Origin of the sequence: Deinococcus phoenicis, from assembly GCF_000599865.1 — a bacterium.
GTDB lineage: Bacteria > Deinococcota > Deinococci > Deinococcales > Deinococcaceae > Deinococcus > Deinococcus phoenicis.
Genome location: NZ_JHAC01000002.1, coordinates 42,631 through 65,813, shown reverse-complemented (window position 1 = coordinate 65,813; position 23,183 = coordinate 42,631). Strand labels below are relative to the sequence as shown.

The 23,183-nt window shown below is 69.7% G+C and carries 23 protein-coding genes; 10 read left to right on the top strand and 13 right to left on the bottom strand.

Annotated elements, in window-relative coordinates; genetic code table 11:
• Positions 1-12: 12 nt before the first annotated feature.
• From DEIPH_RS00590 to DEIPH_RS00575, 4 genes are all read left to right on the top strand, one after another.
• On the top strand, positions 13-813 hold the full coding sequence (locus tag DEIPH_RS00590) for a nitroreductase family protein (protein ID WP_034352171.1): 801 nt from the start codon (positions 13-15) through the stop codon (positions 811-813).
• Between the two features lie 71 nt (positions 814-884).
• Positions 885-1,268 (top strand): hypothetical protein, encoded by a 384-nt coding sequence (locus DEIPH_RS00585; protein ID WP_034352169.1) that lies wholly within the window; start codon positions 885-887, stop codon positions 1,266-1,268.
• Between the two features lie 82 nt (positions 1,269-1,350).
• The gene (locus DEIPH_RS00580; protein ID WP_034352166.1) at positions 1,351-2,253 is read left to right on the top strand and encodes an aldo/keto reductase; all 903 of its coding nucleotides are present in this window, start codon (positions 1,351-1,353) and stop codon (positions 2,251-2,253) included.
• Positions 2,254-2,399: 146 nt separating this feature from the next.
• Positions 2,400-3,461 (top strand): type III polyketide synthase, encoded by a 1,062-nt coding sequence (locus DEIPH_RS00575; protein WP_034352162.1) that lies wholly within the window; start codon positions 2,400-2,402, stop codon positions 3,459-3,461.
• A gap of 51 nt (positions 3,462-3,512) precedes the next feature.
• Here DEIPH_RS00575 and DEIPH_RS00570 read toward each other — a convergent pair whose 3' ends face one another.
• The 4 genes from DEIPH_RS00570 to DEIPH_RS00555 form a co-directional block, all read right to left on the bottom strand.
• Positions 3,513-3,833, bottom strand: a complete 321-nt coding sequence (locus DEIPH_RS00570) for a hypothetical protein (protein WP_034352159.1) — start codon at positions 3,831-3,833, stop codon at positions 3,513-3,515.
• 18 nt (positions 3,834-3,851) lie between these two features.
• Positions 3,852-4,043, bottom strand: coding sequence for a hypothetical protein (locus DEIPH_RS00565; RefSeq protein ID WP_034352156.1), 192 nt, complete (start codon positions 4,041-4,043; stop codon positions 3,852-3,854).
• A gap of 101 nt (positions 4,044-4,144) precedes the next feature.
• Complete coding sequence (locus DEIPH_RS00560) at positions 4,145-6,064, bottom strand: heavy metal translocating P-type ATPase (protein WP_081790698.1); 1,920 nt, start codon at positions 6,062-6,064, stop codon at positions 4,145-4,147.
• Between the two features lie 137 nt (positions 6,065-6,201).
• Positions 6,202-7,029, bottom strand: coding sequence for a CoA transferase (locus DEIPH_RS00555; RefSeq protein WP_034352153.1), 828 nt, complete (start codon positions 7,027-7,029; stop codon positions 6,202-6,204).
• Between the two features lie 204 nt (positions 7,030-7,233).
• Between DEIPH_RS00555 and acnA the strand changes: the two genes are divergently transcribed.
• Positions 7,234-9,948, top strand: a complete 2,715-nt coding sequence (acnA, locus tag DEIPH_RS00550; protein ID WP_034352149.1) for an aconitate hydratase AcnA — start codon at positions 7,234-7,236, stop codon at positions 9,946-9,948.
• On the opposite strand, the gene DEIPH_RS00545 is transcribed toward acnA, so the two are convergent.
• The 4 genes from DEIPH_RS00545 to DEIPH_RS00530 all read right to left on the bottom strand — a co-directional run bounded on the left by DEIPH_RS00545 (position 9,873) and on the right by DEIPH_RS00530 (position 12,858).
• Positions 9,873-10,454, bottom strand: a complete 582-nt coding sequence (locus DEIPH_RS00545; protein WP_081790697.1) for a Uma2 family endonuclease — start codon at positions 10,452-10,454, stop codon at positions 9,873-9,875. The genes acnA and DEIPH_RS00545 overlap by 76 nt on opposite strands.
• Before the next feature lie 198 nt (positions 10,455-10,652).
• Positions 10,653-10,928 carry a hypothetical protein gene (locus DEIPH_RS00540; protein ID WP_034352142.1) on the bottom strand — a complete coding sequence of 92 codons (276 nt, stop codon included), beginning with the start codon at positions 10,926-10,928 and terminating at the stop codon, positions 10,653-10,655.
• 74 nt (positions 10,929-11,002) lie between these two features.
• The gene (locus DEIPH_RS00535; RefSeq protein ID WP_034352139.1) at positions 11,003-12,091 is read right to left on the bottom strand and encodes an enolase C-terminal domain-like protein; all 1,089 of its coding nucleotides are present in this window, start codon (positions 12,089-12,091) and stop codon (positions 11,003-11,005) included.
• The gene (locus DEIPH_RS00530) at positions 12,088-12,858 is read right to left on the bottom strand and encodes a hypothetical protein (RefSeq protein WP_034352134.1); all 771 of its coding nucleotides are present in this window, start codon (positions 12,856-12,858) and stop codon (positions 12,088-12,090) included. Before DEIPH_RS00530 ends, DEIPH_RS00535 begins: the two co-directional genes overlap by 4 nt.
• Before the next feature lie 122 nt (positions 12,859-12,980).
• On the opposite strand from DEIPH_RS00530, the gene DEIPH_RS20755 reads away from it, so the two are divergent.
• Both DEIPH_RS20755 and DEIPH_RS00525 read left to right on the top strand, forming a co-directional pair.
• A complete protein-coding gene (locus DEIPH_RS20755) occupies positions 12,981-13,115 on the top strand; it encodes a hypothetical protein (RefSeq protein WP_267134636.1) in 135 nt (44 codons plus the stop codon).
• A 166-nt stretch (positions 13,116-13,281) separates the two neighbouring features.
• Complete coding sequence (locus DEIPH_RS00525; protein WP_034352131.1) at positions 13,282-15,009, top strand: PRC-barrel domain-containing protein; 1,728 nt, start codon at positions 13,282-13,284, stop codon at positions 15,007-15,009.
• Between the two features lie 60 nt (positions 15,010-15,069).
• On the opposite strand, the gene DEIPH_RS00520 is transcribed toward DEIPH_RS00525, so the two are convergent.
• Both DEIPH_RS00520 and DEIPH_RS00515 read right to left on the bottom strand, forming a co-directional pair.
• Positions 15,070-16,317, bottom strand: a complete 1,248-nt coding sequence (locus tag DEIPH_RS00520; RefSeq protein WP_034352127.1) for an ABC transporter permease — start codon at positions 16,315-16,317, stop codon at positions 15,070-15,072.
• Positions 16,307-17,044 carry an ABC transporter ATP-binding protein gene (locus tag DEIPH_RS00515; protein ID WP_034352124.1) on the bottom strand — a complete coding sequence of 246 codons (738 nt, stop codon included), beginning with the start codon at positions 17,042-17,044 and terminating at the stop codon, positions 16,307-16,309. The genes DEIPH_RS00520 and DEIPH_RS00515 overlap by 11 nt, the downstream gene beginning before the upstream one ends.
• Before the next feature lie 396 nt (positions 17,045-17,440).
• On the opposite strand from DEIPH_RS00515, the gene DEIPH_RS00510 reads away from it, so the two are divergent.
• The 3 genes from DEIPH_RS00510 to DEIPH_RS00500 all read left to right on the top strand — a co-directional run bounded on the left by DEIPH_RS00510 (position 17,441) and on the right by DEIPH_RS00500 (position 19,303).
• A complete protein-coding gene (locus DEIPH_RS00510; protein WP_034352120.1) occupies positions 17,441-17,944 on the top strand; it encodes a transcription initiation factor IIE subunit alpha family protein in 504 nt (167 codons plus the stop codon).
• A 152-nt stretch (positions 17,945-18,096) separates the two neighbouring features.
• On the top strand, positions 18,097-18,426 hold the full coding sequence (locus DEIPH_RS00505) for a cyclic-di-AMP receptor (protein WP_034352116.1): 330 nt from the start codon (positions 18,097-18,099) through the stop codon (positions 18,424-18,426).
• Between the two features lie 25 nt (positions 18,427-18,451).
• On the top strand, positions 18,452-19,303 hold the full coding sequence (locus tag DEIPH_RS00500) for an aldo/keto reductase (protein WP_051517040.1): 852 nt from the start codon (positions 18,452-18,454) through the stop codon (positions 19,301-19,303).
• A gap of 31 nt (positions 19,304-19,334) precedes the next feature.
• Here the strand turns inward: DEIPH_RS00500 and DEIPH_RS00495 are convergent, their stop codons facing one another.
• The 3 genes from DEIPH_RS00495 to polA all read right to left on the bottom strand — a co-directional run bounded on the left by DEIPH_RS00495 (position 19,335) and on the right by polA (position 23,181).
• Positions 19,335-19,934 carry an HAD family hydrolase gene (locus DEIPH_RS00495; protein WP_034352113.1) on the bottom strand — a complete coding sequence of 200 codons (600 nt, stop codon included), beginning with the start codon at positions 19,932-19,934 and terminating at the stop codon, positions 19,335-19,337.
• An 82-nt stretch (positions 19,935-20,016) separates the two neighbouring features.
• A complete protein-coding gene (locus DEIPH_RS00490; protein ID WP_034352109.1) occupies positions 20,017-20,334 on the bottom strand; it encodes a hypothetical protein in 318 nt (105 codons plus the stop codon).
• A 99-nt stretch (positions 20,335-20,433) separates the two neighbouring features.
• On the bottom strand, positions 20,434-23,181 hold the full coding sequence (polA, locus tag DEIPH_RS00485) for a DNA polymerase I (protein ID WP_034352106.1): 2,748 nt from the start codon (positions 23,179-23,181) through the stop codon (positions 20,434-20,436).
• Positions 23,182-23,183: the final 2 nt, after the last annotated feature.

Here is a 23,183-nt window from a genome sequence, read left to right as displayed (position 1 = left end):
TAGCCTGCCCGCGTGAACCCTTCCCAAGTCCCGCTGATCGAGGGGATACTGGCCCGCCGCACCACCAACGGTCCCTTTCTGCCGGACCCGGTCCGCCGCGAACACCAGCATCTGCTGATGCGGGTGGCGCAGGCGGCCCCCAGCCACTTCAACAGCCAGCCCTGGCGCTTCGTGCTGGTCGAGCAGCCCCAGACCATCGCCCAGGTGGCCGACATCTCCGGCGCGAGCATGACCGAGCTGATCGAGGCGGGCGTGTTCTTCGAGCGCTACCGCCGCTACTTCCGCTTCAGTGCGGCCGAGATGGACGCCCGGCGCGACGGCATTCATATCGACCACCTGCCGGGACCGCTGCGGCCCTTCACGCGGCAGGTCTTTTCGGACGCCGGCCTGAAACTGATGCGGCAGCTCGGCGTGCCGAAGAAACTGGGCGAGGACAACCGCAGGCTGGTCGCGGGCAGTCCGCTGCTGCTGGCCGCGCTGCTGGACCGCACCGAGTACCGCCCCGGCGAACTCAGCGGCTTTTACAGCGTGTTCGGCCTGGGCGCGGCCATCGAGAACATCTGGAACACGGTCGGCGCACTGGGCATGGGCATCCAGTTCATCAGCACGCCGATGGAGTTGCCGCACCGCTGGCAGGCGATCCGCGACCTGCTGCGCGTGCCCGACGACCTCGAACTGATGGCCGTGTACCGCCTGGGCTACCTGCCGGAAGGCGAGAAACGCCCCACCATCGACTGGAGCAGCCGTCACCGCAAACGGCTGGGGCAGTTCGTGAGCCGCGAGACCTGCGATGTGCCGGAGGTCGAGGGCTGAGGGTGGCGCAGGGACTGGCGCTGGCCGCGTTGGCATGCAGACTGGGGAGTTGGGCGGGGGAAAGTCGGACGATGCTGCGCGCTTCGCTGAAGGTGGAGCGCACAGGGAACACGCTGTTCTATCGGTATTTCCTGGAGAACGCCACGAACCGGCCCTTTGTGGCGGCGCACGCGTGTCTGCTCGACCTGTGGCTGGTGAATGCGGCAGGACAGGAAGTGCGGCATTCCCCTTCTCCAGATGCCGCCTGCCAGGCGAGGTACGTGACGATCCGCGTCGCCCCGCATGCCAGGGCCGCCGTGTTGCGGAACAGGCTGGAATGGAACCTGGCGGAGCTGCCTGCCGGAACCTACGGGGTGAAGTCGAGATGGCAACTGTTTCATGTGGCGGACGGGTTTCCGAAGACGCCGTTCGTGGTTTGGAGTGCCCCCTTCTCCCTGCCGGGCGGCCACAGATGAAGGGACGCTGTAGTGCTCTCGCTTCGCCCCGCCACCCTTCCCTCACAGCCGGGCCGTCAGAATGCGCGGTGGAGGAGAGGACATGACCAACATCACCACCCTGAACGCGGCCCAGAGCGGCACCTTCGCCATCGGCGGCGACCTGATGGTCAACCGCCTGGGCTTCGGCGCGATGCGGATTACCGGTGAAGGTATCTGGGGCGATCCGGCGGACGTGGACGGCGCGCTCGCCACCCTGCGCCGCCTGCCCGAACTCGGCGTCAACCTGATCGACACCGCCGACTCTTACGGCCCCGCCGTCAGCGAGGAACTGATCCGCGAGGCGCTGCACCCCTACGACACGGTGGTCATTGCCACCAAGGGCGGCCTGACCCGCACCGGGCCGAACGTCTGGCCGCCGTGTGGCCGCCCGGAATACCTGATTCAGCAGGCGGAGCTGTCGCGCCGCCGCCTGGGTGTGGACCGCATCGACCTGTGGCAACTGCACCGCATCGACCCGCAGGTGCCCCGCGACGAGCAGTTCGGTGCCGTCCGCGAGCTGATGGACCGGGGCGTGATCCGCCACGCGGGCCTCAGCGAGGTGACCACCGAGGAGATCGAGGCCGCCCGCCGCGTGTTCCCGGTGGCGACCGTTCAGAACCTCTACAACCTGGTCAACCGCAAGTCCGAGGCCGTACTGGACTACTGCGGGCGTGAGGGGATCGGGTTCCTGCCCTGGTTCCCGCTCGCGGCGGGCAGCCTGGCGCGGGACGGCAGCGTGCTGGCTGACGTGGCCGCCCGGCTGGGGGCCAGCCCCTCGCAAGTGGCGCTCGCCTGGGTGCTGCGGCGCAGCTCCGTGATGCTGCCCATTCCCGGCACCGGCAAGGTGCGGCACCTGGAGGAAAACGTGGCCGCTGCCGCCCTGCACCTCACCGACGAGGACTTCCGCGCGCTGGACGCGGTGGGGCGCGAGGAATGGGAGCGGCAGCAAGCCCCGCAGGACTGAGGGCCGCCGGGGGACCCGCTGGGGGTGGGGCCGCCGCCCCGCCATCCTGGCTTTTGCGGAGGTCCATGTTTCCGGAGGTAAAGGAAGCGTCAGGTCCACCGTGCCTTCCCGCACGGTGTGCCGGGGGGAAGGGGAGAGAATGCCCCATGCTTTCTGACCCCGTCGTGCGTTCCCTGGTCACCGGGAACCCGCCCTACCGCGCCCCGCAGGCCGAGGTGCGCGAGGCGGCCCGCACCCTCTTTCCGCGCATGGCGGCCCGCGCCCACATGCTCGACGTGTTCGACAACGCCCTGATCGAGTCGCGCGCGCTGGCCCGCCCGCTGGAGTGGTATCAGCAAGAACGTGGGTTCGGGGAGAAGAACGCCGTCTTCGTCGAGGAAGCGCGCGCCCTGACCCTGCGCCTGGCGCGCGAGGCCCTGGCGCGGGCCGAGGTGGCGCCCGCCGACGTGGACGCCGTCGTGGTGGTGAACACCAGCGGCATCAGTGCCCCCAGCCTGGACGCTTACCTGATCGGCGCGCTGGGCCTCAACCGCCACGCGGCGCGGCTGCCGGTGTGGGGCCTGGGCTGTGCGGGGGGTGCGGCGGGCCTCGCGCGGGCAGCGGACTTGGTTCGGGCGGGGCACCGGCGGGTGCTGTACGTGGCGGTCGAGCTGTGCAGCGTGACCCTGGTGGCGGGCGACGAGTCCAAGAGCAACTTCGTGGGCACGGCGCTCTTCTCGGACGGCGGCGCGGCGCTGGTCGTGACGGCTCCCGACGTGCCCGGCCCGCCCCCGCTGCTGGCCCTGCACGGCAGCTTTTCCACCCTGATCGAGGATTCTGAGGACATCATGGGCTGGGACGTGATCGACGACGGCCTCAAGGTCCGCTTTTCCCGCGATATCCCCACCCTGGTGCGCTCGATGATGCAGGAAAACGTCACCGAGGCCGTCACCGGGCAGGGCTGGTCACGCGGGGACATCGGGACGTTCGTCGTTCATCCCGGCGGCGCGAAGGTGGTTTCCGCCTACGAGGAAGCGCTGGGCCTGCCGGAAGGGGCGCTGGACGCCAGCCGCCGCGTGCTGGCCGCACATGGCAACATGAGCAGCGTGACCGTGCTGTTCGTGCTGGAGGAAGTGCTGAAGCTCCGACCCTCCGGGCGCGGCCTGCTCAGCGCGATGGGACCGGGCTTCAGCGCCGAGCACGTGCTGATCGAGTTTCCCGGAACATGAAGCGCAAGGGGGCGGGGCCTGCGTGGCCTCCGCCCCCTGCCCCTTGCGGGGTCAGCTGCCCTGCTCGCCGTCCACCGTCTTGTCGGGGCTGGTGGTGGCCCCGCTGGCCGGGAGGCCCTCCCCCATACCGCCGTAGGTGCTGGGGTTGCGGTCCTGGGCACCGGTGACGCTCTGATCGCCGGGCTGGTCATCGGCCGTGACCGCCGTTCCCGCCCCGGCGTCCCGGTTGCTGTCGCTGGTCTGGTCCCAGTAACGGTCCTGCTTGCCCTGGCTGGGGGTCTTCTCGCCGCCCGTGTCCCAGTTGGCGTTGGTCTGCACCTGTTCCTGCGGCACGTTGTCCTGCGGTCCGGTTCCGGGGTTGCCCTCGCTCATGTCGGCTCCTCTGGGCGCTCAGCGGCGCTGGTTCTGCGGCTGGAGAGCGTCGTGCTCGCCGGTCACATCTTTGGGCGTCTGCTCCACCTGCCGGGCCTTCTCGGCCATGCCGGGCCGCTGCACGTCCTTGATGTCGCTGAGATCGTCGGTGTCCTTGGCACCGCCCTGCGGGCTGCGGTCCTGCGGCGGCTGGGGCTTGTCCTCACTCATAGGTGAACCTCCCTGAACGGTGGGATTTGAGGTTTCAGCCTACCCTCCCGCGAGGTGGGAGAAGGGTTGGGGAAGGGCGGAGAGGCTTTAGGAATCGCCCCTCACACCCGGAAGCGCAGCAGCCGCAGCCCCATGAACACCACGAATACCGTGCCGCCCTCGTGCGCCAGGACGCCCAGCGGCAGCGGCACCCGGCCCGCCACCGCCAGCGGCGCGATCAGCAGGATCACCCCGAAGGCGAAGGTCAGATTCAGCGTGACCGTGCGCCGCGCCGCCCTCGCCAGCCGCACCGCTCCCGCCAGCTTCTCCAGGTCGTTTTGCATCAGCACCACGTCGGCGCTCTCGATGGCGACGTCGGTGCCGCTGGCGACCGCCACGCCCAGGTCGGCGCGGGCCAGGGCGGGCGCGTCGTTCACGCCGTCGCCCACCATCGCGGCGGGTGCGGGCAGCTCCCCGATGATCCGCAATTTGTCTTCCGGCAGTAGCTCGGCGTGCGTCTCGTTCACGCCGACCTCGCGGGCCACCGTCTCGGCCACCTCGCGCCGGTCGCCGGTCAGCATCACCAGATGGGGCACGCCGCTGCCTCGCAGCCGGGCAAGGGCCTGGCCGATGCCGGGGCGCAGGGCATCGGCCACCCCGAGCACGCCCAGCACACGCGGCCCCCGCCCCACGATCACGCTGCTGCTGCCCCGGCGGGCCAGTTCGTCCAGCGCGGTTTCCTGCGCGGCGGTCAGTCCGGCTCCTTCCCGCGCCGCCAGGCGGCGGTTTCCGGCCCAGGCCCGCTCGCCGTCCGGGGTCAGCGCCACGATGCCGTGGCCGGGGACCGCCTGTGCGTCCGTCAGCGGCAGCGGGGCCAGCCCGCGCACCTGCGCCGCCGTCACGACGGCCCGCGCGATGGGATGTTCGCTGTGGGCCTCCAGCCCGGCGGCCAGGGTCAGAGCGGCGCGTTCGTCGTCCGCCACCACCTCCGTCAGCGTCATCTGCGCCTGCGTCAGCGTGCCGGTCTTGTCGAAGGCCACGGTCTGCACGTGAGAGAGCGCCTCCAGCGCGGCGCTGCTCTTGAACAGCACCCCGGCGCGGGCGGCGGCGGCCATCGCGCTGAGCATCACGGCGGGCGTGGAGATCACCACCGCGCAGGGGCTGGCGACCACCATGAAGGAGATCGCGCGGTACCACGCGGTATCGGCGGGCAGGCCGAAGGCGTACCGCAGCCCCAGGAACACGGCGGGCACACTCAGCAGCACCAGCGTCGCGTAGGGGCTTTCCCACTTCTCGCCCAGCGTCTCCGCGCGGCTTTTCTGGGTCTGGGCCTGCTCCATCAGGGCCACCAGCCGCGCCAGCGTGCTTTCCCCGGCGGGCCGCAGCACCTCGGCCTCCACGCTGCCGTTCAGGTTCACGGTGCCGCTGGCGAGGGCCGCGCCGGGCGCCTTGTCCACCGGCACGCTCTCCCCGGTGATGGGCGACTCGTCCACGCTGGTCTGGCCCCGCACCACCCGGGCGTCGGCGGCGATCCGCTCGCCGGGCCGCACCACCAGCTGGTCCCCGACGCGGATGTCGTTCAGCGCGCACCACCGCTCCACACCGTCCCGGCGCACGGTGGCTCCCTGGGGGTTGAGGTTCATCAGCGCCTGGACCGCGCCCCTGGTCCGGCCCAGCGCCCAGTCCTGGAGGGTATTGCTCAGGCTGAACAGAAACAGCAGCACCGCGCCGTCCGCCGCCTGCCCGATGCTGGCCGCCGCCAGCGCCGCGAGGACCATCAGCAGGTCCACGTCCAGCTTGCGCTCGTGCGTCAGCGTGTGCAGGGCTTCCCGCGCGGCGGGCACGCCCCCGGCCAGATACGCCAGGGCAAAGCCACCCCAGGCCAGGGCCGGACTGCCGAGCAAGTGCTGGCCCACCAGCCCCAGCCCCAGTCCCACCAGGGTCAGGGCCGTCAGCAGCATGGCCCGGCGCAGGCCGGGGTCGGGTCGAAAGCGGGCGGAGGCCGGTGCCTCCTGCCGGGGAGAGGTCAGGGGAAGGGTCATGGGGCCTCCGGGGTCAGGGCGAATGGGGCTTCATCATTGCTTATTGCGAATGATTCTCAATAAGCGCAGTCTACCCTGTCCATGCCCCCAACTCAACGCCGCATCCCGGGCGGAACAGTGGGAATACCGGGTCCGGCTCAACCCGGTCCGGCCCGCACCTCGCTGAGCGGCAGGTCGTGTTCCAGCGCCAGCGCCAGCCAGTAGGCGGTGGGGTGTGCCCGCACGGCGGCCTCCGGGTCGGGGCCGGTCAGGGCCAGCCACCGCCGCGCGAAATGCTCTTCCAGGGCGGCGAGGGCGACCGTCCCGTCCGCAGTGGCGTACAGGCGGTAGACCGGGGACGCGCCCGACAGCAGCCCGCCGGGAGCGGTCAGCCCGTGCCGCAGCGGGAGGGCGGCCCGGTTCGCCGCGTCCGCCAGGCCCACCACCCGCTCCCGTTCCTGTCCCCCGCGCTCCCGCCCCAGCAGCAGGGCCAGGGCCGCCGCGTAGGCATCGCGTCCCCCCAGAATGTCGGCCAGCAGCGTGCGCGGCATGGTGGGCCGGGTCGGGTCCAGCAGGCCCGCCTCAGCCTGATAGGTCAGGTCGTGGCCGGGTGTATTCGGGTCCCGGGAATCGCCCACGATCAGGACGCGGCAGAGCCGGGGATACGCGGCCTCCAGCGCCGGGCCGTCCAGCCCCAGCCGGGCCAGGGCCGCCGGACGGCTGCTGGTCAGCAGCAGGTCCGTGCCCGCCAGCAAGGCGTGTAGCGCTGCGTGGCCCCCCGGCGTCTTGAGGTCGAGGGTGTGCAGCGCCACGTCCCGCGTCAGCGCCGCGTACCACTGCGGCGCGAACTGCTCGAAGGGGTCCCCGCCGGGCGGCTGAATCTTCACCAACCGCGCGCCGTCGTCCCGCAGCGCGGCGGCAGCCAGCGGGCCGGGCAGGTTCAGCGCGAGACTCAGGACCGTCAGACCATGCAGGGGACCGGGCATGGCTCCCATCCTGAACCAGAAGCAGGCCGGCGGGGCCATGCTGAGCCTGAAGGGGCCGTGGGAGCCCCCCGCATTTGTTGTCCCCAAAGTGGTAACGGCGTGCCTCGGGCAGTAACGGGGTGCGCCCAGCGCGGGGCGGCTTATGATAGACGCATCAACCCCGCCGACGCGGGTTGCCCCTGCGGGGCAAGGAGGAACCCAGACATGGCGATGAACCTGTTCGGTGCGCGCGACACGCTCACCACCAAAGCCGGCCAGACCCTGTATTACTACAACCTCAACAAGCTCCAGGAGCAGGGGACCGACATCAGCCGCCTGCCCTTCAGCGTGAAGGTGCTGCTCGAAAGCGTGCTGCGCGAGGCCAACGACTACGACGTGCGTCAGGAAGACGTGCGCGCCGTGGCAGGCTGGAAGCCCGTCAACGAGGAGATCGAGATTCCCTTCAAGCCCGCCCGCGTGATCCTTCAGGACTTCACCGGCGTGCCCGCCGTCGTGGACCTCGCGGCGATGAGAAGCGCGATGGTGGCCCTGGGCGGCGACCCCAACAAGATCAACCCCCTGATTCCGGTGGACCTCGTGATCGACCACTCGGTGCAGGTGGACGAGTTCGGCACCGACTTTGCGCTCGCCAACAACATGGCGCTGGAGTTCGAGCGCAACCGCGAACGCTACGAGTTCCTGCGCTGGGGCCAGCAGGCCTTCGACAACTTCGGCGTGGTGCCGCCCGCCTCGGGGATCGTCCACCAGGTCAACCTCGAATATCTCGCCAAAGGCGTGCAGAGTCGCCCCGAGGACGACGGTGTGGTCGTGTACCCCGACAGCCTCGTCGGCACCGACTCCCACACCACCATGATCAACGGCCTGGGCATCGTGGGCTGGGGCGTCGGCGGTATCGAGGCCGAGGCCGTGATGCTGGGCCAGCCCATCTACATGCTGATGCCCGAAGTCATCGGCTTCAAGATCACGGGCGCGATGCCCGGCGGCGCGACCGCGACCGACCTCGCGCTGCGCGTGACCGAGATGCTGCGCCAGAAGGGCGTGGTGGGCAAGTTCGTGGAGTTCTACGGCGCGGGCCTTTCCAACATGACCCTCCCCGACCGCGCGACCATCGCCAACATGGCCCCCGAGTACGGCGCGACGATGGGCTTTTTCCCGGTCGACGACGAGGCGCTGCGTTACCTGCGCCGCACGGGCCGCCTGGAAGACGAGATCGAGCTGGTCGAGGCGTATTACAAGGCCCAAGGCATGTTCCGCACCGACGAGACGCCCGACCCGGTCTTTACCGACACCATCGAACTCGACCTCTCGACCATCGTGCCCAGCCTCGCCGGTCCCAAGCGCCCGCAGGACCGCGTGAACCTCACGGACATGCACACCGTCTTTGCCGAGGCGCTGACGGCCCCCATCAAGGCGCGCGGTTTCGAGCTGCCCGCGGACCAACTGGACGCCCAGGGCACCATCGGCGGCACCGACATCCGGATCGGACACGGCGCGGTGACGCTGGCCTCGATCACCTCCTGCACCAACACCTCCAACCCCAGCGTGCTGATCGCGGCGGGTCTGGTCGCCAAGAAGGCCGTGGAGAAGGGCCTGAAGCCCAAGCCCTGGGTCAAGACCTCGCTGGCCCCCGGCAGCCGCGTGGTGACCGAGTATCTGGAAAACGCGGGCCTCCAGACCTACCTCGACCAGATCGGCTTCAACACGGTGGGTTACGGCTGCATGACCTGCATCGGCAACTCCGGCCCGCTGCCCGAACCTGTCGTGCAGGCGATTCAGGAAGGCGACCTGGTGGCCGCGTCGGTGCTGTCGGGCAACCGCAACTTCGAGGGCCGCGTGAACCCCCACATCAAGGCGAACTACCTCGCCTCGCCGCCCCTGGTCGTGGCCTACGCCCTGGCCGGGACCGTCGTGAACGACATCGTGAACGACCCCATCGCCACTGACGCGGACGGCCAGCCCGTGTACCTGCGCGACCTGTGGCCCACCAGCGCCGAAATCCAGACCATCATGGACCAGGCCATCAACGCCGAGATGTTCCGGCGCGTCTACGACGGCATCGAGAAGAGCAATGCCGACTGGAACGCCATTCCGGTCAGCGAGGGCGCGCTGTACAACTGGAACCCCGAATCCACCTACATCCAGAACCCGCCCTTCTTCGAGAATCTGGCGGGCGGCCCCAGCGACATTGTGAGCATCGAGGGCGCGCGCGCGCTGGTCAAGGTCGGTGACTCGGTGACCACTGACCACATCAGCCCGGCCGGGTCGTTCAAGTCCGATACCCCCGCCGGCAAGTACCTGCTGGAGCGCGGCATTGCGCCCAAGGACTTCAACTCCTACGGCAGCCGAAGGGGCAACGACCGCATCATGACGCGCGGCACCTTTGCCAACATCCGCCTCAAAAACCAGCTCGCGCCCGGCACCGAGGGCGGCTTCACCACCGACTACACGGACGGCCAGGTGACCTCCATCTTCGACGCGGCCCAGAACTACAAGGCGCAGAACATCCCGCTCCTCGTCTTTGCAGGCAAGGACTACGGCATGGGGTCGTCACGTGACTGGGCCGCCAAGGGCACCTTCCTGCTGGGCGTGAAGGCGGTCGTGGCCGAGAGCTTCGAGCGCATCCACCGCTCCAACCTCGTCGGCATGGGCGTGCTTCCCCTCCAGTACAAGAACGGCGACACCGCCGACAGCCTGGGCATCGTGGGTGACGAGATGTTCGATGTCCTGCTGCCCCAGGACCTGAAGCCCCGTCAGGACGTGACGCTGCGCGTGACCGGCAAGGACGGCCAGAGCCGCGACGTCACTGTGCAGTGCCGCATCGACACGCCGGTCGAGATCGACTACTACAAGAACGGCGGCATCCTCCAGACCGTGCTGCGGAGCATCATGGAGCGCAGCCAGGGTGAAGTGAAGGCGTAAGCCTGACGCCCCGCAAAAGCAGGAAGGGCCACCCAGTCTGCCGGGTGGCCCTTCCCCTTTGTTGGGCGGCTAGAGCGTGATACCCGCGTAGACGGGTTCAGCGAGAGGGGAATGGTCAGGCAGGGCAACGTCACCTCGTCCTGCACGGCTTCCACGGTCCAGTCGTGGGGAAGACGCCTGTACAGTTCGGCGGCCCGGTTTTCACTGTCCACGAGCAGGTAGCCCTGAAGGCTCGGCAGGCTCAGGTAGTCCTGCGCCTTGTAGGTCATGTCCACCTGCCGCGTGGACTGGCTCAGGATTTCCACGACCAGGCAGGGGCGGGTCTCGGCCTGGCTCAGGTTCTCGTGCGGTTCACAGACCACGACGATATCGGGGTAACAGTAACGGAGCTGTCCGGGGCGACTGACCCGCACTTTCATAGCACTCGAGTAGGACCAGCAGTCCTGCCCTCTGGCCGCGGGAATAAGGACAGCCTGAATGTTGGTGGCGATGCGGTTGTGCGGCAGGCTCGCTCCGGCCTGGGCTTAGACGAAGCCGTCCACGTCTCCCGCCTGACCGGGCTGGTTTCCTCGGTGCGGAGGTAGTCTTCCTCGCTGATTTTGCGCAGCAAGGGGTCGCTCATGCCTTCATGCTACGCGCCCCGTCCCCAAAGGAAACGCGGCCCCAGCCGTCGCCGAAACCGCGTCCCCCGACCTCCCGGACCTCTACTCCCGCCGCACCCGCTCGGGCGCGAGTTCGGCCTTGGGCGTGAGCAGGCCGTGCAGCAGCAGGCCGAACACGACCAGCATATGCAGGGCCAGCAGGCCGAACAGGGCCGCGCCGGGCTGCACGGCGTGGCCGTACGCGCCGACGAGCTGAAACAGGATCAGCGTGAGCAGCACGCGCGAGCGCCGGTCGGGAAAACGCAGATAGGCATAGGTGCCGCCGATCATGCTGAACAGCAGGGGGAGGGCCAGGGCATTGAGCATTTCTTGGCTCATATCTCATTTTTACGGGAGCGGGCCGGGGACAAATGTGCTGTGCCCCAGACAGGGGGAGGAGCGCCGCACCCAGCCTACAGCCGGTACCGCTCCAGTCTGGCCGGGTCAAGGGAGGCATGCCGCAGGCCAGCCACATCGAGCCAGCCGTCCTGAAAGGTGATGGGCCGGTCCAGCAGATCGTCTTGCAGCTTCAGCACGAAGCTGAGTTCGCACGGCTCGGTGACCTCCGACTGTGTAGACAGCAGGGCGGCATGCAGGGTGCCGAGGCCGGTGCTGGCCTGCGAGCCGACCATGCCGCGTTTGCCGTGGGCGGCGGCGGTCCGCAGCATGGCGAGGCCGTCGGTAAAGCCGTTGCGGGCCGTCTTCACGTTCAGGATGTCGAAGGTGCCGAAGCCCAGTTCGCGGACGAGGTCGGCGGGCGTGAAACAGGAGTCGTCCGCGACGATGGGGAGGAGGCCCCGCGCGTGCAGGTCGGCCCTGGCCCGCAGGTCCCGCACGGGCAGCGGTTCCTCGACGTAGGTCAGGCCTGCGTCCCGCATGGCGGCGAGGGCGGCGGGGGCCGTCTCCGGCGTCAGCGTCTCGTTGCTGTCGGCATAGAGCTGGACCTCGTTCCCGAAGGCGCGGTGCAGGTCCCGGATCACCGCGAGGTCGCGGGCATGGTCGCGGCCCACCTTCACTTTCAGGCAGCGCACCCCCGCCCCGACCACCCGCTCGGCCTCCGCGAGCATTCCGGCGGGAGTGCCGATTCCCAGGATGAAGCTGACACGCACCCGGGGGTTCGGGCCGAGCAGCGTGTCCCACAGCGTGAGGCCCTGGGCGCGGGCACGGGCGTCGTGCAGCGCCATATCGAGTGCCCCGCGTCCGGTGTGGTTGTTCGCCACGCTGTTGCGGCCCCGGTTCAGGGCGGCCTCGTCCGTGATCGCCAGGCCCCTGAGCGCGGGTTCGAGGTGCCGCAGGATGGCGACCACGCTGGCCTGCGTCTCGCCGTAGATCGTGGGGCGCGGCGTGGCCTCCGCGAGGCCGACCGTTCCATCGTCGAGCGTGACCTTGACCAGGACGTGTTCGGCGGCGCTCAGGGCGCTGTGGGCACCCCAGGCGAGCGTGCCCTGGAGGGGAAGGCGGTAGGGGACGCCCTCGATCCGCGCGACCCTGGGTGCGCTCATGCCCACGCCTGGGTGGCGGCGGCCACCTGCCCGGGCGAGAGGGTGACCGTGTCGAGCAGCAGCGCGCGTTGCCGGGGCAGCGTACCCAGAAAGGCCGCCGCCGCGTCCGGGTCGTAATGCTGGCGCTCGGTCACCACGATCCGGGTCTTGGCGAGGATGTCGGTGGGCGCGTGTCCCTCCGCCTCCAGCGCCGCGAGGGCACCGAGGTCGGCGGGCGTGAACACTTTGTCCACGCCGGGGAGGGTGTCCAGTTGTGCGCGTAAACTTCCCGCCGCCGCCGTCCCCCGCACCCGGTCGAAGGTATCCGCCCGGCCCAGCAGGCGGCGCACCCGGACCGTGTCCGGCGCGTGCAGGGCCACGAACCGCCAGGCGGGAAAGGTGTCCGCCGCGTACTGCACCTCGGCCAGCCCGCGCAGCCCGTCGAAGAGAGGCCGCTCGCCCCAGTACCCGGTGTCTGCCGTCAGGGTGCCCAGCGCGTGGGCCATGCCCCCCGGATGCTGCTCCCGGTAGCGGGCCGTGAGCCGGAAGCGTTCGGCGCGGTCGGTGACCGGGCCACCGGCCAGCGGCAGGATCATCACCTGATCGGTGACCTCGCGGCGGTCGGGCAGCACCCGGGCCTGCGGACTGGCCGCGCGCAGGGCCCCGAGCGCGGTGCTTTTGCCCACGCCCGTCACGCCCACCAGCACGGTCAGGGGCAGGTCCGCCAGCCGCGCCTGGTGCGGGCCTCGCGGGGGAGCGGCATACAGGTGATCCAGCGGCAGGGTCATGCCTGGAGTCTAGGACGAGCGGCTGCCTTAAGGCTGGCGCAAGGTTCAGTCAACCCGGGGTGAGCAGGCGGGCCTCACATTCAGCCGGGGGCCTTTCTAGACTGAAAAGTGGAGGAATACTGATGGCTCGATTGCAAGGCAACGGGGGCGGCGGAGGCCGGACAGCGGTCCTCATCATCTTGATTCTGGTGGTGCTGTTCTTGCTGCTCTATTTCCTGTACCTCAAGCCCCGGGGTCTGCTCAATCTGGGGTTCTGAGCGGGCGGTGGGCCGCGCCTCTGTGGGGTGAGGTCCACGGAAGTTCTTCGCCCGCCCCCCTTTCCTGAGAACGCTGAACACCCTCATTCCCAGGTCCATTTTTCTGTTGTTCCCGCCTGCGCCGAGGGCGCGCGGCCCCACCCCCATCCCTGAACGGAGAATCCCCATGATCAAAGGCAAGGAACTGCTCGGACGCAATATCGTGGCCATCGATACGGGCGAGCGCGTGGAGAGCGTACACGACCTGATTTTCGACCACCAGGCCAACCAGTTGCTGGGCCTGCTGGTGGACGAGGGCGGCTGGTTCCGCGCGGCGCGGGTGGTGCCCTTCGAGGCCGTCCGTTCGTTCGGTGAGGACGCGATCATGGTCGACAGCGCCGCTTCGGTCACCACCACCCGCGAGGACGGGCGGCTGGCCGAGGTGCTGGATTCCAAGACCAGCCTGATCGGCCTGACGCTGCTGACCACCGAGGGCGAGAACCTCGGCAAGATCGCAGACGTGTATTTCGACGAACAGACGGGCCAGGTCGAGGGCTACGAGGCGACCGGCGGCCTGTTCAGCGACATGAGCAGTGGCCGGACCTTTGTGCCCGCCCCCGAAGCCGTGCAGATCGGCGAGGACGCGGCCATCGTGCCGGTGAGCGTCGCGGCGGCCATGCAGGAGCAGGAGCCGGGCGGCCTGAAGGGCGCGGTGCAGTCGGCGGGGCAGAGCCTCAGCGGGGTCTACCAGAACGCCGCCGACAGCGTGAAGCAGGGTTACGAGAACATTGCCGAGGCCACCAAGGACCGCCAGCGGGAATACGTGGTCGGCAAGACGGCGGGCGGCGACATCACCCTGGAGGACGGGACCGTGATCGTCCACCAGGGGGACACCATCACCGCCGCGCAGGCCGAGCGCGCCGAGCAGGCGGGCAAGCTGACGGCGCTCGCCACCGCCGCGACCGGTGGGGTCCTCGGTGAGGCGTACGGCAACGTCCGCGACCGGGTGCAGGGCAGCGTGGACGACCTGCGGGGGGCCACCGCCGAGCGCCAGAAGGAGTACGTGGTGGGCAAGACCGCCGCAAACGACGTGACCGCCGAGATGGCCGACGGCGTCAGCGAGGTGATTGTCCACAAGGGCAGCACCATCACCACGTTCCAGGCCGAGCGCGCCGAGCAGGCCGGGAAGCTGGGCGCGCTCGTGGCGGCGGCGACGGGCGGGGCCATTGGGGACAGCGTGCAGGAGATCCGCGAGCGGCAGGGTCTCGACCCGAACAGTCTGGAAGCCACCATCGGCCGCCGCGTGAAGACCGACGTGCGTGCCCCCGGGGGCAGCCTGGTCGCCGCGCAGGGGCAGATCGTCACCCCGGCCATCGCCGAGCGTGCCCGGCACCTGAACGTGGACCAGGCGCTGATCGCGGCCACCACCGGCGGCACTGCGGCGGGGGGAACGCCGGGGGCGAGCGCCGCCCTCGCCGGGGGGGTCGCCAGCGTCAGCGAGGGCGCCAGCAACCTGCTCGACCGCGCCAAGGCCTGGTTCAGTGACAAGCGTGACGAAGCCGGGCAGGCCCTGGAACAGCGGCAGGAGGAGATGCAGGAACAGCGTATCCGCGACGCCCTGGGCCGCCCGGTCACCCGCGTGATCCTGGCCCCGGACGACAGCATCATCCTGAACGTCGGCGAGATCATCACCCACAAGGCGATCGACGCCGCCCGCTCGGGCAATGTGCTGGACATCCTGCTCGACAGCGTGAGCAAGGAGACGGTGACGATCGACCCCCTCGCCGCCCGCCCCCACGAAACGGGAAGCGCCGCCCTGGAAGGTCAGCCCGACCTGACCCCGGAAGCCGAGCAGGAGCAGCCCGCCGCCAGCCGGATCATCACCGATCCCCAGGCGCCCAAGACCCAGAGCTGAGGACAAAGCGGAACAGGGCGGGCCTTCCGAAGGTGGAAGGCCCGCCCCGTGTCTTCAGGGCTAATTTCTGAAAATCACTTCCTCCCGCCCGAACGAGCGCAGCGCCAGCAGTCCGACCAGCAGCGCGCCGATCAGGTTCGCGGCGATGGCGGTCAGGGCGTGCCCGGTGCTCAGGTTGCCGCGCACCGTGTCGAGAATGGCGACCATGCTGCCGAACAGCGGCAGGGCGTAGATGCCGCTGCTCAGGGTCAGGAAGTCGCTGAATTGCAGCATCACGGCGGGAAAGACGATCAGCAGGCTCAGGGGCGTGACGTAGGTCTGCGCCTCCTTGTAGCTGCGCGCGTAGATGCTCAGGGCGATCAGGACGGCGCTGATCAGCAGTGCGGCGCTGACGACCGTGCCCAGCAGGGCCAGCGCGCTTCCGGGGGTCAGCGTGAGCTGGCCGCCGAACGCCTGCGTGAGTTCGGCGGGCGTGTCGCCGCGTGCCAGCACCGCCCGCATCACCACGCCGCTCAGCAAAAAGCCCAGCACGCTGAACAGGGCCGTCGTGAGGGCCGTGACGGTGGTGGCGAGCAGCTTCCCGGCCACGACCTCGCTGCGGCGCACCGGGGACACCAGCAGGCTTTCCAGGGTGCCGCGTTCCTTCTCGCCCGCCGTCGCGTCCAGCGCGGTCGCCATCGCCCCCGTCAGGATGAAGTTCAGCATCAGCAGCGGAATCAGGAAGGCGAGCTGCCCGCTGCGCCGCTCCTGCTCGGGGCTGGCGTCGATGGGGGCGAGGGTGACCGGCGTCAGGGTCTGCGCGCCCAGGCCCAGCGTCCCCAGGCGCTGCACGGCCAGCTCCCGGTTGTACGCCTCGACCGTGGACTGCACCTTGGCAAATGCGCCCGTCTGCGCGCGCAGGTTTCCCAGCTTGGCGTAGACCTCCAGGGTGCCCGTTCCGTCCCCCGCGCGGCGCGGCAGGGGAGAGGGGGCACGCAGCGCGGCGTCCACGTCCCCGGACTGCACGGCGGCCTTCGGGTCGGTCACGGGGACGAGCCTCACCCCGGCGCGGGTGACGGTCCCGTCCGGCGTCTTCTCGTCGCGGGTGAGCGCCGCGCGCAGCGACTCGGGCAGCGTGCCCACCACCCCCACCTGCTGCCGTTCCTGCGCCTGGCCGCCTATGAACTTGCCCAACAGCAGCGGCAGGCCCAGCGTGAACAGCGGAATCAGCAGCAGCGGAATCAGGATGGTGCTGGTAAGGGTGCGCCGGTCGCGCAGCGTGGAAAGCAGGTCGCGCGAGGCCACCCGCCAGATGTAGTCAGGACGCATGCCTGACCCCCTCACCGCGCACCAGGGCAAAAAAGGCCCGTTCCAGATTCCGTTCGCCCGTCTGCGCCAGGATCTCCGGGATGGTGCCGACCGTCACCAGCGCGCCTTCGTGCAGAATCGCCACCCGGTCGCAGACTTCCTCGGCTTCGCTCATGACGTGGGTGGAATAGAGGGTCAGCTTGCCGGGCTGCCGGGCCGCCGCCACGAAGTCCAGCAGCGTGCGCCGCGCGAAGATGTCCAGGCCGCTGGCCGCCTCGTCCAGAATCAACACCTGGGGATCGTGGATGACGGCGCGCGCGATCACCACCTTCTGTTTCATGCCGGTGCTGTACTCCCCCGCGCGGGTGTCCAGCGTGCGGCCCAGGTCCAGGGCGGCGTCCAGTTCGGCAATCCGTGCGTCGGCCTGCGTGCGCGTCAGCCCGTACAGGCCGGCGAAGGAGCGCAGCACTTCCCGCCCCGTCAGCCGTGCGGGCAGGCCCATGCCGCCGTTCACCACGCCGATCGCCCGCCGGACCGCCTCCGGTTCGCGCCCCACGTCGTGTCCGGCCAGCACCGCCGTGCCCGCAGAAGGTTGCAGCAGCGTGGCGATGATCCGCAGCAGCGTGGTTTTTCCGGCCCCATTCGGACCGAGCAGGCCGAACACCTCGCCCTCTGGGGCGCCCAGGGTCACGTCCCGCAGCGCCGCGTGTTTGCCGTAGGTCTTGCTCAGGTTCCGTAGTTCCAGCATGGTGCCTCCCAGGGAGCGGGTACGGGAGTCGGGGCCAAAACGTTGCCGCCGACCGGGTCGGCCCCGTATGGCCTGCCCCCGGGTCTACCCATAAAGGCAGCCCGGCTCACGGTGAGGCGCCCCGCGACCGTTTACCATGGGCCACCTTTTCGGCCACGCGGTTTCCCTGGCTCGCCTCTTTTCCGTGCTGTCCCTGCTGCGCTGTCCCTTCTACCTGTGCGGCGCCCTCTTGACAAAGATCAACCCGGCATCAGTGACCTCATGCAACCAGCATGAGAATCTGTCACAATAGGAAAGTTGCGCCTAGTAGCGCACTTGTACCGAGTTCACGCCCTGACCGCAGCGGTCCTCCCCTTGGATGTCATCTGGCCGCTCTGGTTGTTCGGAGGATAGCGCATGTTCAACCCCCCCACCCTCGAAGATCTGCAAGAAACCCGCCGCGCCAATGAGAAGCTGGTTCTCAAGGCGCTGGAAAGCAAGCCCGAATGGGTCGAGACCGAACTCGCCAAGACGACCGGCCTGGCCCTGTCGCACCTGCGCGCCGCCCTCGCCAGCCTGCTGGACCAGGGGCGCGTGCGCCGTCTGCCCGGCACCGGCACCCGCGCCGTGTATGGCCTGGCCGATCCCGGTCTGGCCGATGTGCCCGCCACGCCCCTGACCGAGGACGCCAGGAAGGTCCGCGACTACCTCGAAGGCCGGGCCGACAGTGCGCTGTACATGAGCGAGCAGCTGCGCATGACCCGTGAAGACGTGATGCGCGCGCTGTCGCTGCTGAACGCGCACGGCATGGTCACCTGCACTTTCGTGGGCAGCCTGGTGATTTTCCGCCTCAAGGAAACGCAGGCCCTCGGCCAGGAACAGGCCCCGGCGGCCAGCGGCAAGAAAAAGCAGGTCGCGTAAGCCTCACGGCGCGCCTCTCCCCATTGTTCTGGTCCCCCTCTGCGGGGGCCTTTTTGTTAGGCCGCCTGTCTGGGGGCCACTTTTCCTGGCTCCGTTGCCCTGGCCCAGTCGTCTGACCGGCCCCTTACACCCCCTCTGCTATCCTGAGCTTCATGAAGCTGGTTCTCGCCGTGATTCAGGATGCCGACGCCGCCGCCCTCGTGCGCGTGCTGTCCGAGAACGCCTTCGAGGTCACCAAGCTGGCCAGCACCGGCGGTTTTCTGCGCGAGGGCAACACCACCCTGATGATCGGGGTCTCCGACGAGCGGCTCGCGGAGCTGAAACGCCACGTGCAGCAGACCTGCCGGACCCGCACCCGCCTGGTGTCCCCCAGCGTCCCGATGGGCGAGCAGGGCGAGGGCCTGGCCGCCGACCCGGTGGAGGTCGCGGTGGGCGGCGCGGTGATGTTCGTGATGGGCGTGCAGGAGTTCGTCAAGGTCTGAGGGGGAAAGAGAGGAGGGGTAGACGATGTCCCAGCCGCATAAGCCCCTGCCCGGCCTGTCGCTGGGCGGCCAGCCGGTGCCGGTGCTCGGTCAGGGCACCTGGATGATGGGGGAACGCCCGGAGCACTACCGCGAAGAACTGCGCGCCTTGCAGACCGGGCTGGACCTCGGCCTGACGCTGATCGACACGGCGGAGATGTACGGCGACGGCGCTTCGGAACGCCTGGTGGGGGAAGCCATCCGGGGCCGCCGCGACGAGGTGTTTCTGGTCAGCAAGGTGCTGCCGGGCCATGCCAGCCGGCAGGGCACCGTGCGGGCCTGCCACCGGAGCCTCGGGTGGCTGGGCACGGACCACCTCGACCTCTACCTGCTGCACTGGCGCGGCGCGGTGCCGCTGGAAGAAACAGTCGCGGCGCTCGAAGACCTCCGGGCGTCCGGTGACATTCGCGCCTGGGGGGTCAGCAACTTCGGCCCGGACGATCTGCGCGACCTGGACCGGGTCACGGGCGGCGGGCAGCCCGCGACCAACCAGGTGCTCTACAACCTCACGCGGCGGGGGATCGAGTTTGACCTGTTGCCGCAGAGTCAGGCGCGCGGGCTGCCGCTGATGGCGTACTCGCCGGTGGAGCAGGGGCGGTTGCTGCGGCAGCCCGCCTTGCAGGACGTCGCGCGGCGGCACGGGGCCACGCCCGCCCAGGTGGCGCTCGCCTGGGTGCTGCGGCAACCGGGCGTGATCGCCATTCCCAAAGCCGCCCGTGAGGCGCATGTCCGCGAGAACCGCGCGGCGCTGGCCGTGCAGCTCAGCGGGGAAGACCTCGCGCAGCTCGACCGGGCCTTTCCCGCGCCGACAGGGCCGGTGCCGCTGGAAATGCTGTGAGGCCCGGCGCGCCGGCCCTGCGCCTTTCCGGCTACTTCACGCCCAGCGCCGCCAGTTCTTCCCGGAGCTGGGCGGCGTTCTGGTACCGGACGGCGTGCATCCCCACCGAGCGCGCGGCCTCGGCGTTCTGCGGGCGGTCGTCGATCATGACGGCCTCATCGGCGCGGACATGGGCGAGGTCCAGCCCCAGGCGGTACATCGCCGGGTTGGGCTTCAGCACGCCCAGATAGCAGGAGGTGAAAAAGCCCAGCAGAAAGTCGCTGAGGGTGTAGGTCCGGACGCGATATTCGTTCAGGTCGCGGCCCTCGTTGTTCAGGGCGTACATGCGCCAGCGCTGGCCCAGGTCACGCGCGTAGGCCAGCGTGTCCGCCTGCGGCTGGCTCTCGGCCTCCATCGCGGCCCGGAAGTCGCCGGGCGTGAAGTCGCGGGGCGTGTGGAAAACCGTCTGCTCCATGTACTCCGCCAGACTCATGCGGCCCCGTTCCAGTTCGGGCGCGGCCAGCTTGTGCCGCTCGGCAAAGTCGGTGGCGTCCAGGCCGAAGCGGGCGGACGTGGTGGCCCGCTGCTCCCGGTCCCAGCCGTTGGTGAGCAGCACGCCGCCGATATCCCAGAACACCGCACGAATCGTCATGCCTGAAGGTACCCCGGCGCCGCCAGAGAACGCCCCCTTGCCTGAACAGGTGTCCAGTCAGGTGGGCGCTCGGCCGGGCCGTTCAGGCGTCCGGGCCACCGTCCGCGAGGTGCAGGCGTTCGGCCAGGGCCATCAGCGGGGGACGGTCCTCCTCGGGCAGGGCGCGGGCGTAGTTCTCGACCTCGGCGGCGATGGGCGGGATGGACACGGCGGCTTCGGTCAGCTGGCGGGCCTCCAGCAGTTCGGCCACCTTGCCGAGCTGGGCGGCCAGCATGTCGGTGAGGGGCTGACCCGCCAGAGCGGCCTGGGTCGCCCGCAGCCGGGGCACCGCGACGCCGGGATCGATGTTCCGCACGCCGCCGGTCAGCAGCGCGAGGGTGGATGCAAGTTGTTCGTTCACTCTGGAACCTCCGCCGCCCAGCAGACTGCACCCCTGCCGGGTGGACGGTAGGCGTCCCCCCCGTCTGAAGAGGGCCTCAAGGTCAGGTGGTGCGCGGGGTCACTTCGTGTCGTACCAGTTCGGTCCGGTGCCGACCTCCACCGCCAGGGGCACGCTCAGCTGCGCCGCGCCCTCCATCACCTCGCGGGTCAGGCGGGCCACCTCGTCGGCCTTTTCACTGGGGGCCTCGATCAGCAGTTCATCGTGGACTTGCAGCAGGAGCCGTGCGCCCAGCGCGTCGAGTTCGTCCGCCAGGCGCACCATCGCGATCTTGATGATGTCGGCGGCGGTGCCCTGAATTGGCATGTTGTAGGCCAGCCGCTCGCCCGCCTCGCGGAGCGTGCGGTTCTGTGCCTTCAGCTCGGGCACGTAGCGGCGGCGGCCATACAGCGTTTCCACGTAGCCGTGTTCGCGCCCGAATTCCAGCGTCTGGTCGATATAACGGCGAATACCGGGGTAGGTGCTGAAGTACACCTCGATAAAGCCGGTGGCCTCGGCATAGGGAATCCCCAGGTCGTTGCTGAGCCGGTGGGCGCTCATGCCGTACAGCACGCCGAAATTGACGGTCTTGGCCGCGCGGCGTTGGTTGGGCGTGATGCCCGTTTCCTCCAGCCCCAGCACCTGCGCGGCGGTGCGGCGGTGGATGTCCGCGCCCTCCTGAAAGGCCTGCTGCATCAGCTCGTCGCCCGCGATGTGGGCCAGCAGCCGCAGCTCGATCTGGGAATAGTCGGCGCTGATCAGGCAGAAGCCCTCGTCCGCGATAAAGCCCTTGCGAATCTCGCGGCCCAGTTCCGAGCGGATCGGGATGTTCTGGAGGTTGGGATTCAGGCTGCTGAGGCGGCCCGTGGCGGCGGTCGTCTGGTTGAAGGTGGTGTGCAGCCGCCCGGTGCGCGGGTTCACCAGGTTGGGGAGGGGATCGAGGTAGGTGCCACGCAGCTTTTCCAGCTCGCGGTATTCCAGCAGCGCGGGGATGATGGGATGCTCGTCGCGCAGCGGTTCGAGGGCACTGACGGCGGTGCTGCGCTTGCCGGTCAGCTTGGTCTTCTTGCCGCTGGCGAGGCCCAGTTCGTCGTACAGCACGGCTTCGAGCTGGTCGCGGCTGCGGATACTGAATTCACGGCCCGCGTGCCGGTGAATCTCGGCCTCCAGCGTGGCGATGCGGCCCGCCGTGGCCTCCGACAGCCCCCGCAGATAGGCGCTGTCGAGCCGTACGCCGCGCACCTCCATGCGCTTCAGGACGCCTGCGAGCGGCTTTTCCATGTCCTCGTACAGCTTTCGGCGGGCGCCGTCGAGCTGCGGGGGCAGCTCCGCGAGGAGGCGGTGCGTGATGGCCGCGCGGGTCGCGGCGTCGTCCGGCCAGGCCGCGCGCAGGTAGCGTTCCGCGACGACCGGCATGTTGGTGTTCGCCGGGTCGAGCAGGTAGGCGACCAGCAACGGGTCCTCGCCCGGCTCGATCTGGGTGCCGCGCACGCTGAGGTGGGCCGCCAGGGCCTTCGCCCCCGCCGCCGTCACCGTCCGCTGCCCGATGAACTCCGCCTCGTTGACGATGGGGGGGAACAGGGCCGCCTGACGCTCGGCGGCCTTCTGCGCAGCCTTCGCGGCTTTCTCGGCGGCCTTCTGCTCCGCCTTGCTGGGCTTTTTCGGGGCCTCGTCCGCCTCCGGGTCAGTGAACAGCGGTCCGCCCGGCGCGGCGGCATCCAGCACGGCGACCGCGCCGGCGGTGCTTCCGGCGCGTTCCTCCACCGGGGCCACGCGCGCCACCTGTCCGTCGAAGGTGGCCGCCGCGATCAGGTCGGCGGTCAGGTCGTCCTCACGCGACAGGACGTAGCCCCAGGTCACGTCTCCAGCGGGGGTACGCCACTCCGCGAGCTGGGGGGTCTGGACGGCGTCAGCGGTGGAGCTGGGCGCGCTGGCCGCCTCCGCACCGGCGTCGGTCTGCCCCTGCGTCAGCGTCAGCACGTCGCGCTTCAGCGAGGCGAGTTCCAGCTCGTCCAGCAGGGCTTCCAGCCGGGCGGGATCGCCCGCGCCGCGCCGCGCCCCCAGTTCCACCTTCAGCGGCAGGTCCGTCACCATGCAGGACAGCTCGCGGCTGAACAGCACGTCCGCCTCGGAGGCCAGCAGCTTCTCGCGGGTGCCCTTCGGTTCCAGCGTGCCCGCCCGCGCGGCGTCCAGCACGGCGTCCAGCGTCCCGTATTCCTGAAGGAGCTTGGCCGCCGTCTTCGGCCCGATGCCCTTCGCGCCGGGGATGTTGTCGCTGGCGTCGCCGGTGAGCGCGCGGTAGTCCACCCACTGCCGCACGGTCACGCCGTACTTGGCGAGCACCTCCTCCGGGCCGATCAGGGAAAAGTCGCTGCTCAGCACGCGCACGTGGTCGTCGAGCAGCTGGTAGGCGTCGCGGTCGCTGGTCACGATGCGGACCTGAAAGCCCTTCCCCTCCGCCATCTTGGTGAGGGTGGCGATCACGTCGTCGGCTTCGAAGCCGGGTTCCTCCAGCCGGGGCCAGCCCAGCGCGTCCACGATCTCCCGGACGCGGTTGATCTGCGCGGGCAGGTCGTCGGGCGTCTGGGCGCGGCCCGACTTGTAGCCGCCGTACTGCTCGTGCCGGAAGGTCTTGACCGGTGGGTCGAACACCACGATCACCTGATTGGCCGCCTGCCTCGCGAGCCGCAGCGTGTGCCGCAAAAAGCCCAGGATCGCGTGCGTGGCCTCGCCCTTGCTGTTGTGCAGCGGCGGCAGCGCGAAGTAGGAGCGGTACGCCAGCGCGTGCCCGTCGATCAGCACCAGCGTGTCGGGAGAGGGGGCAGTCATGC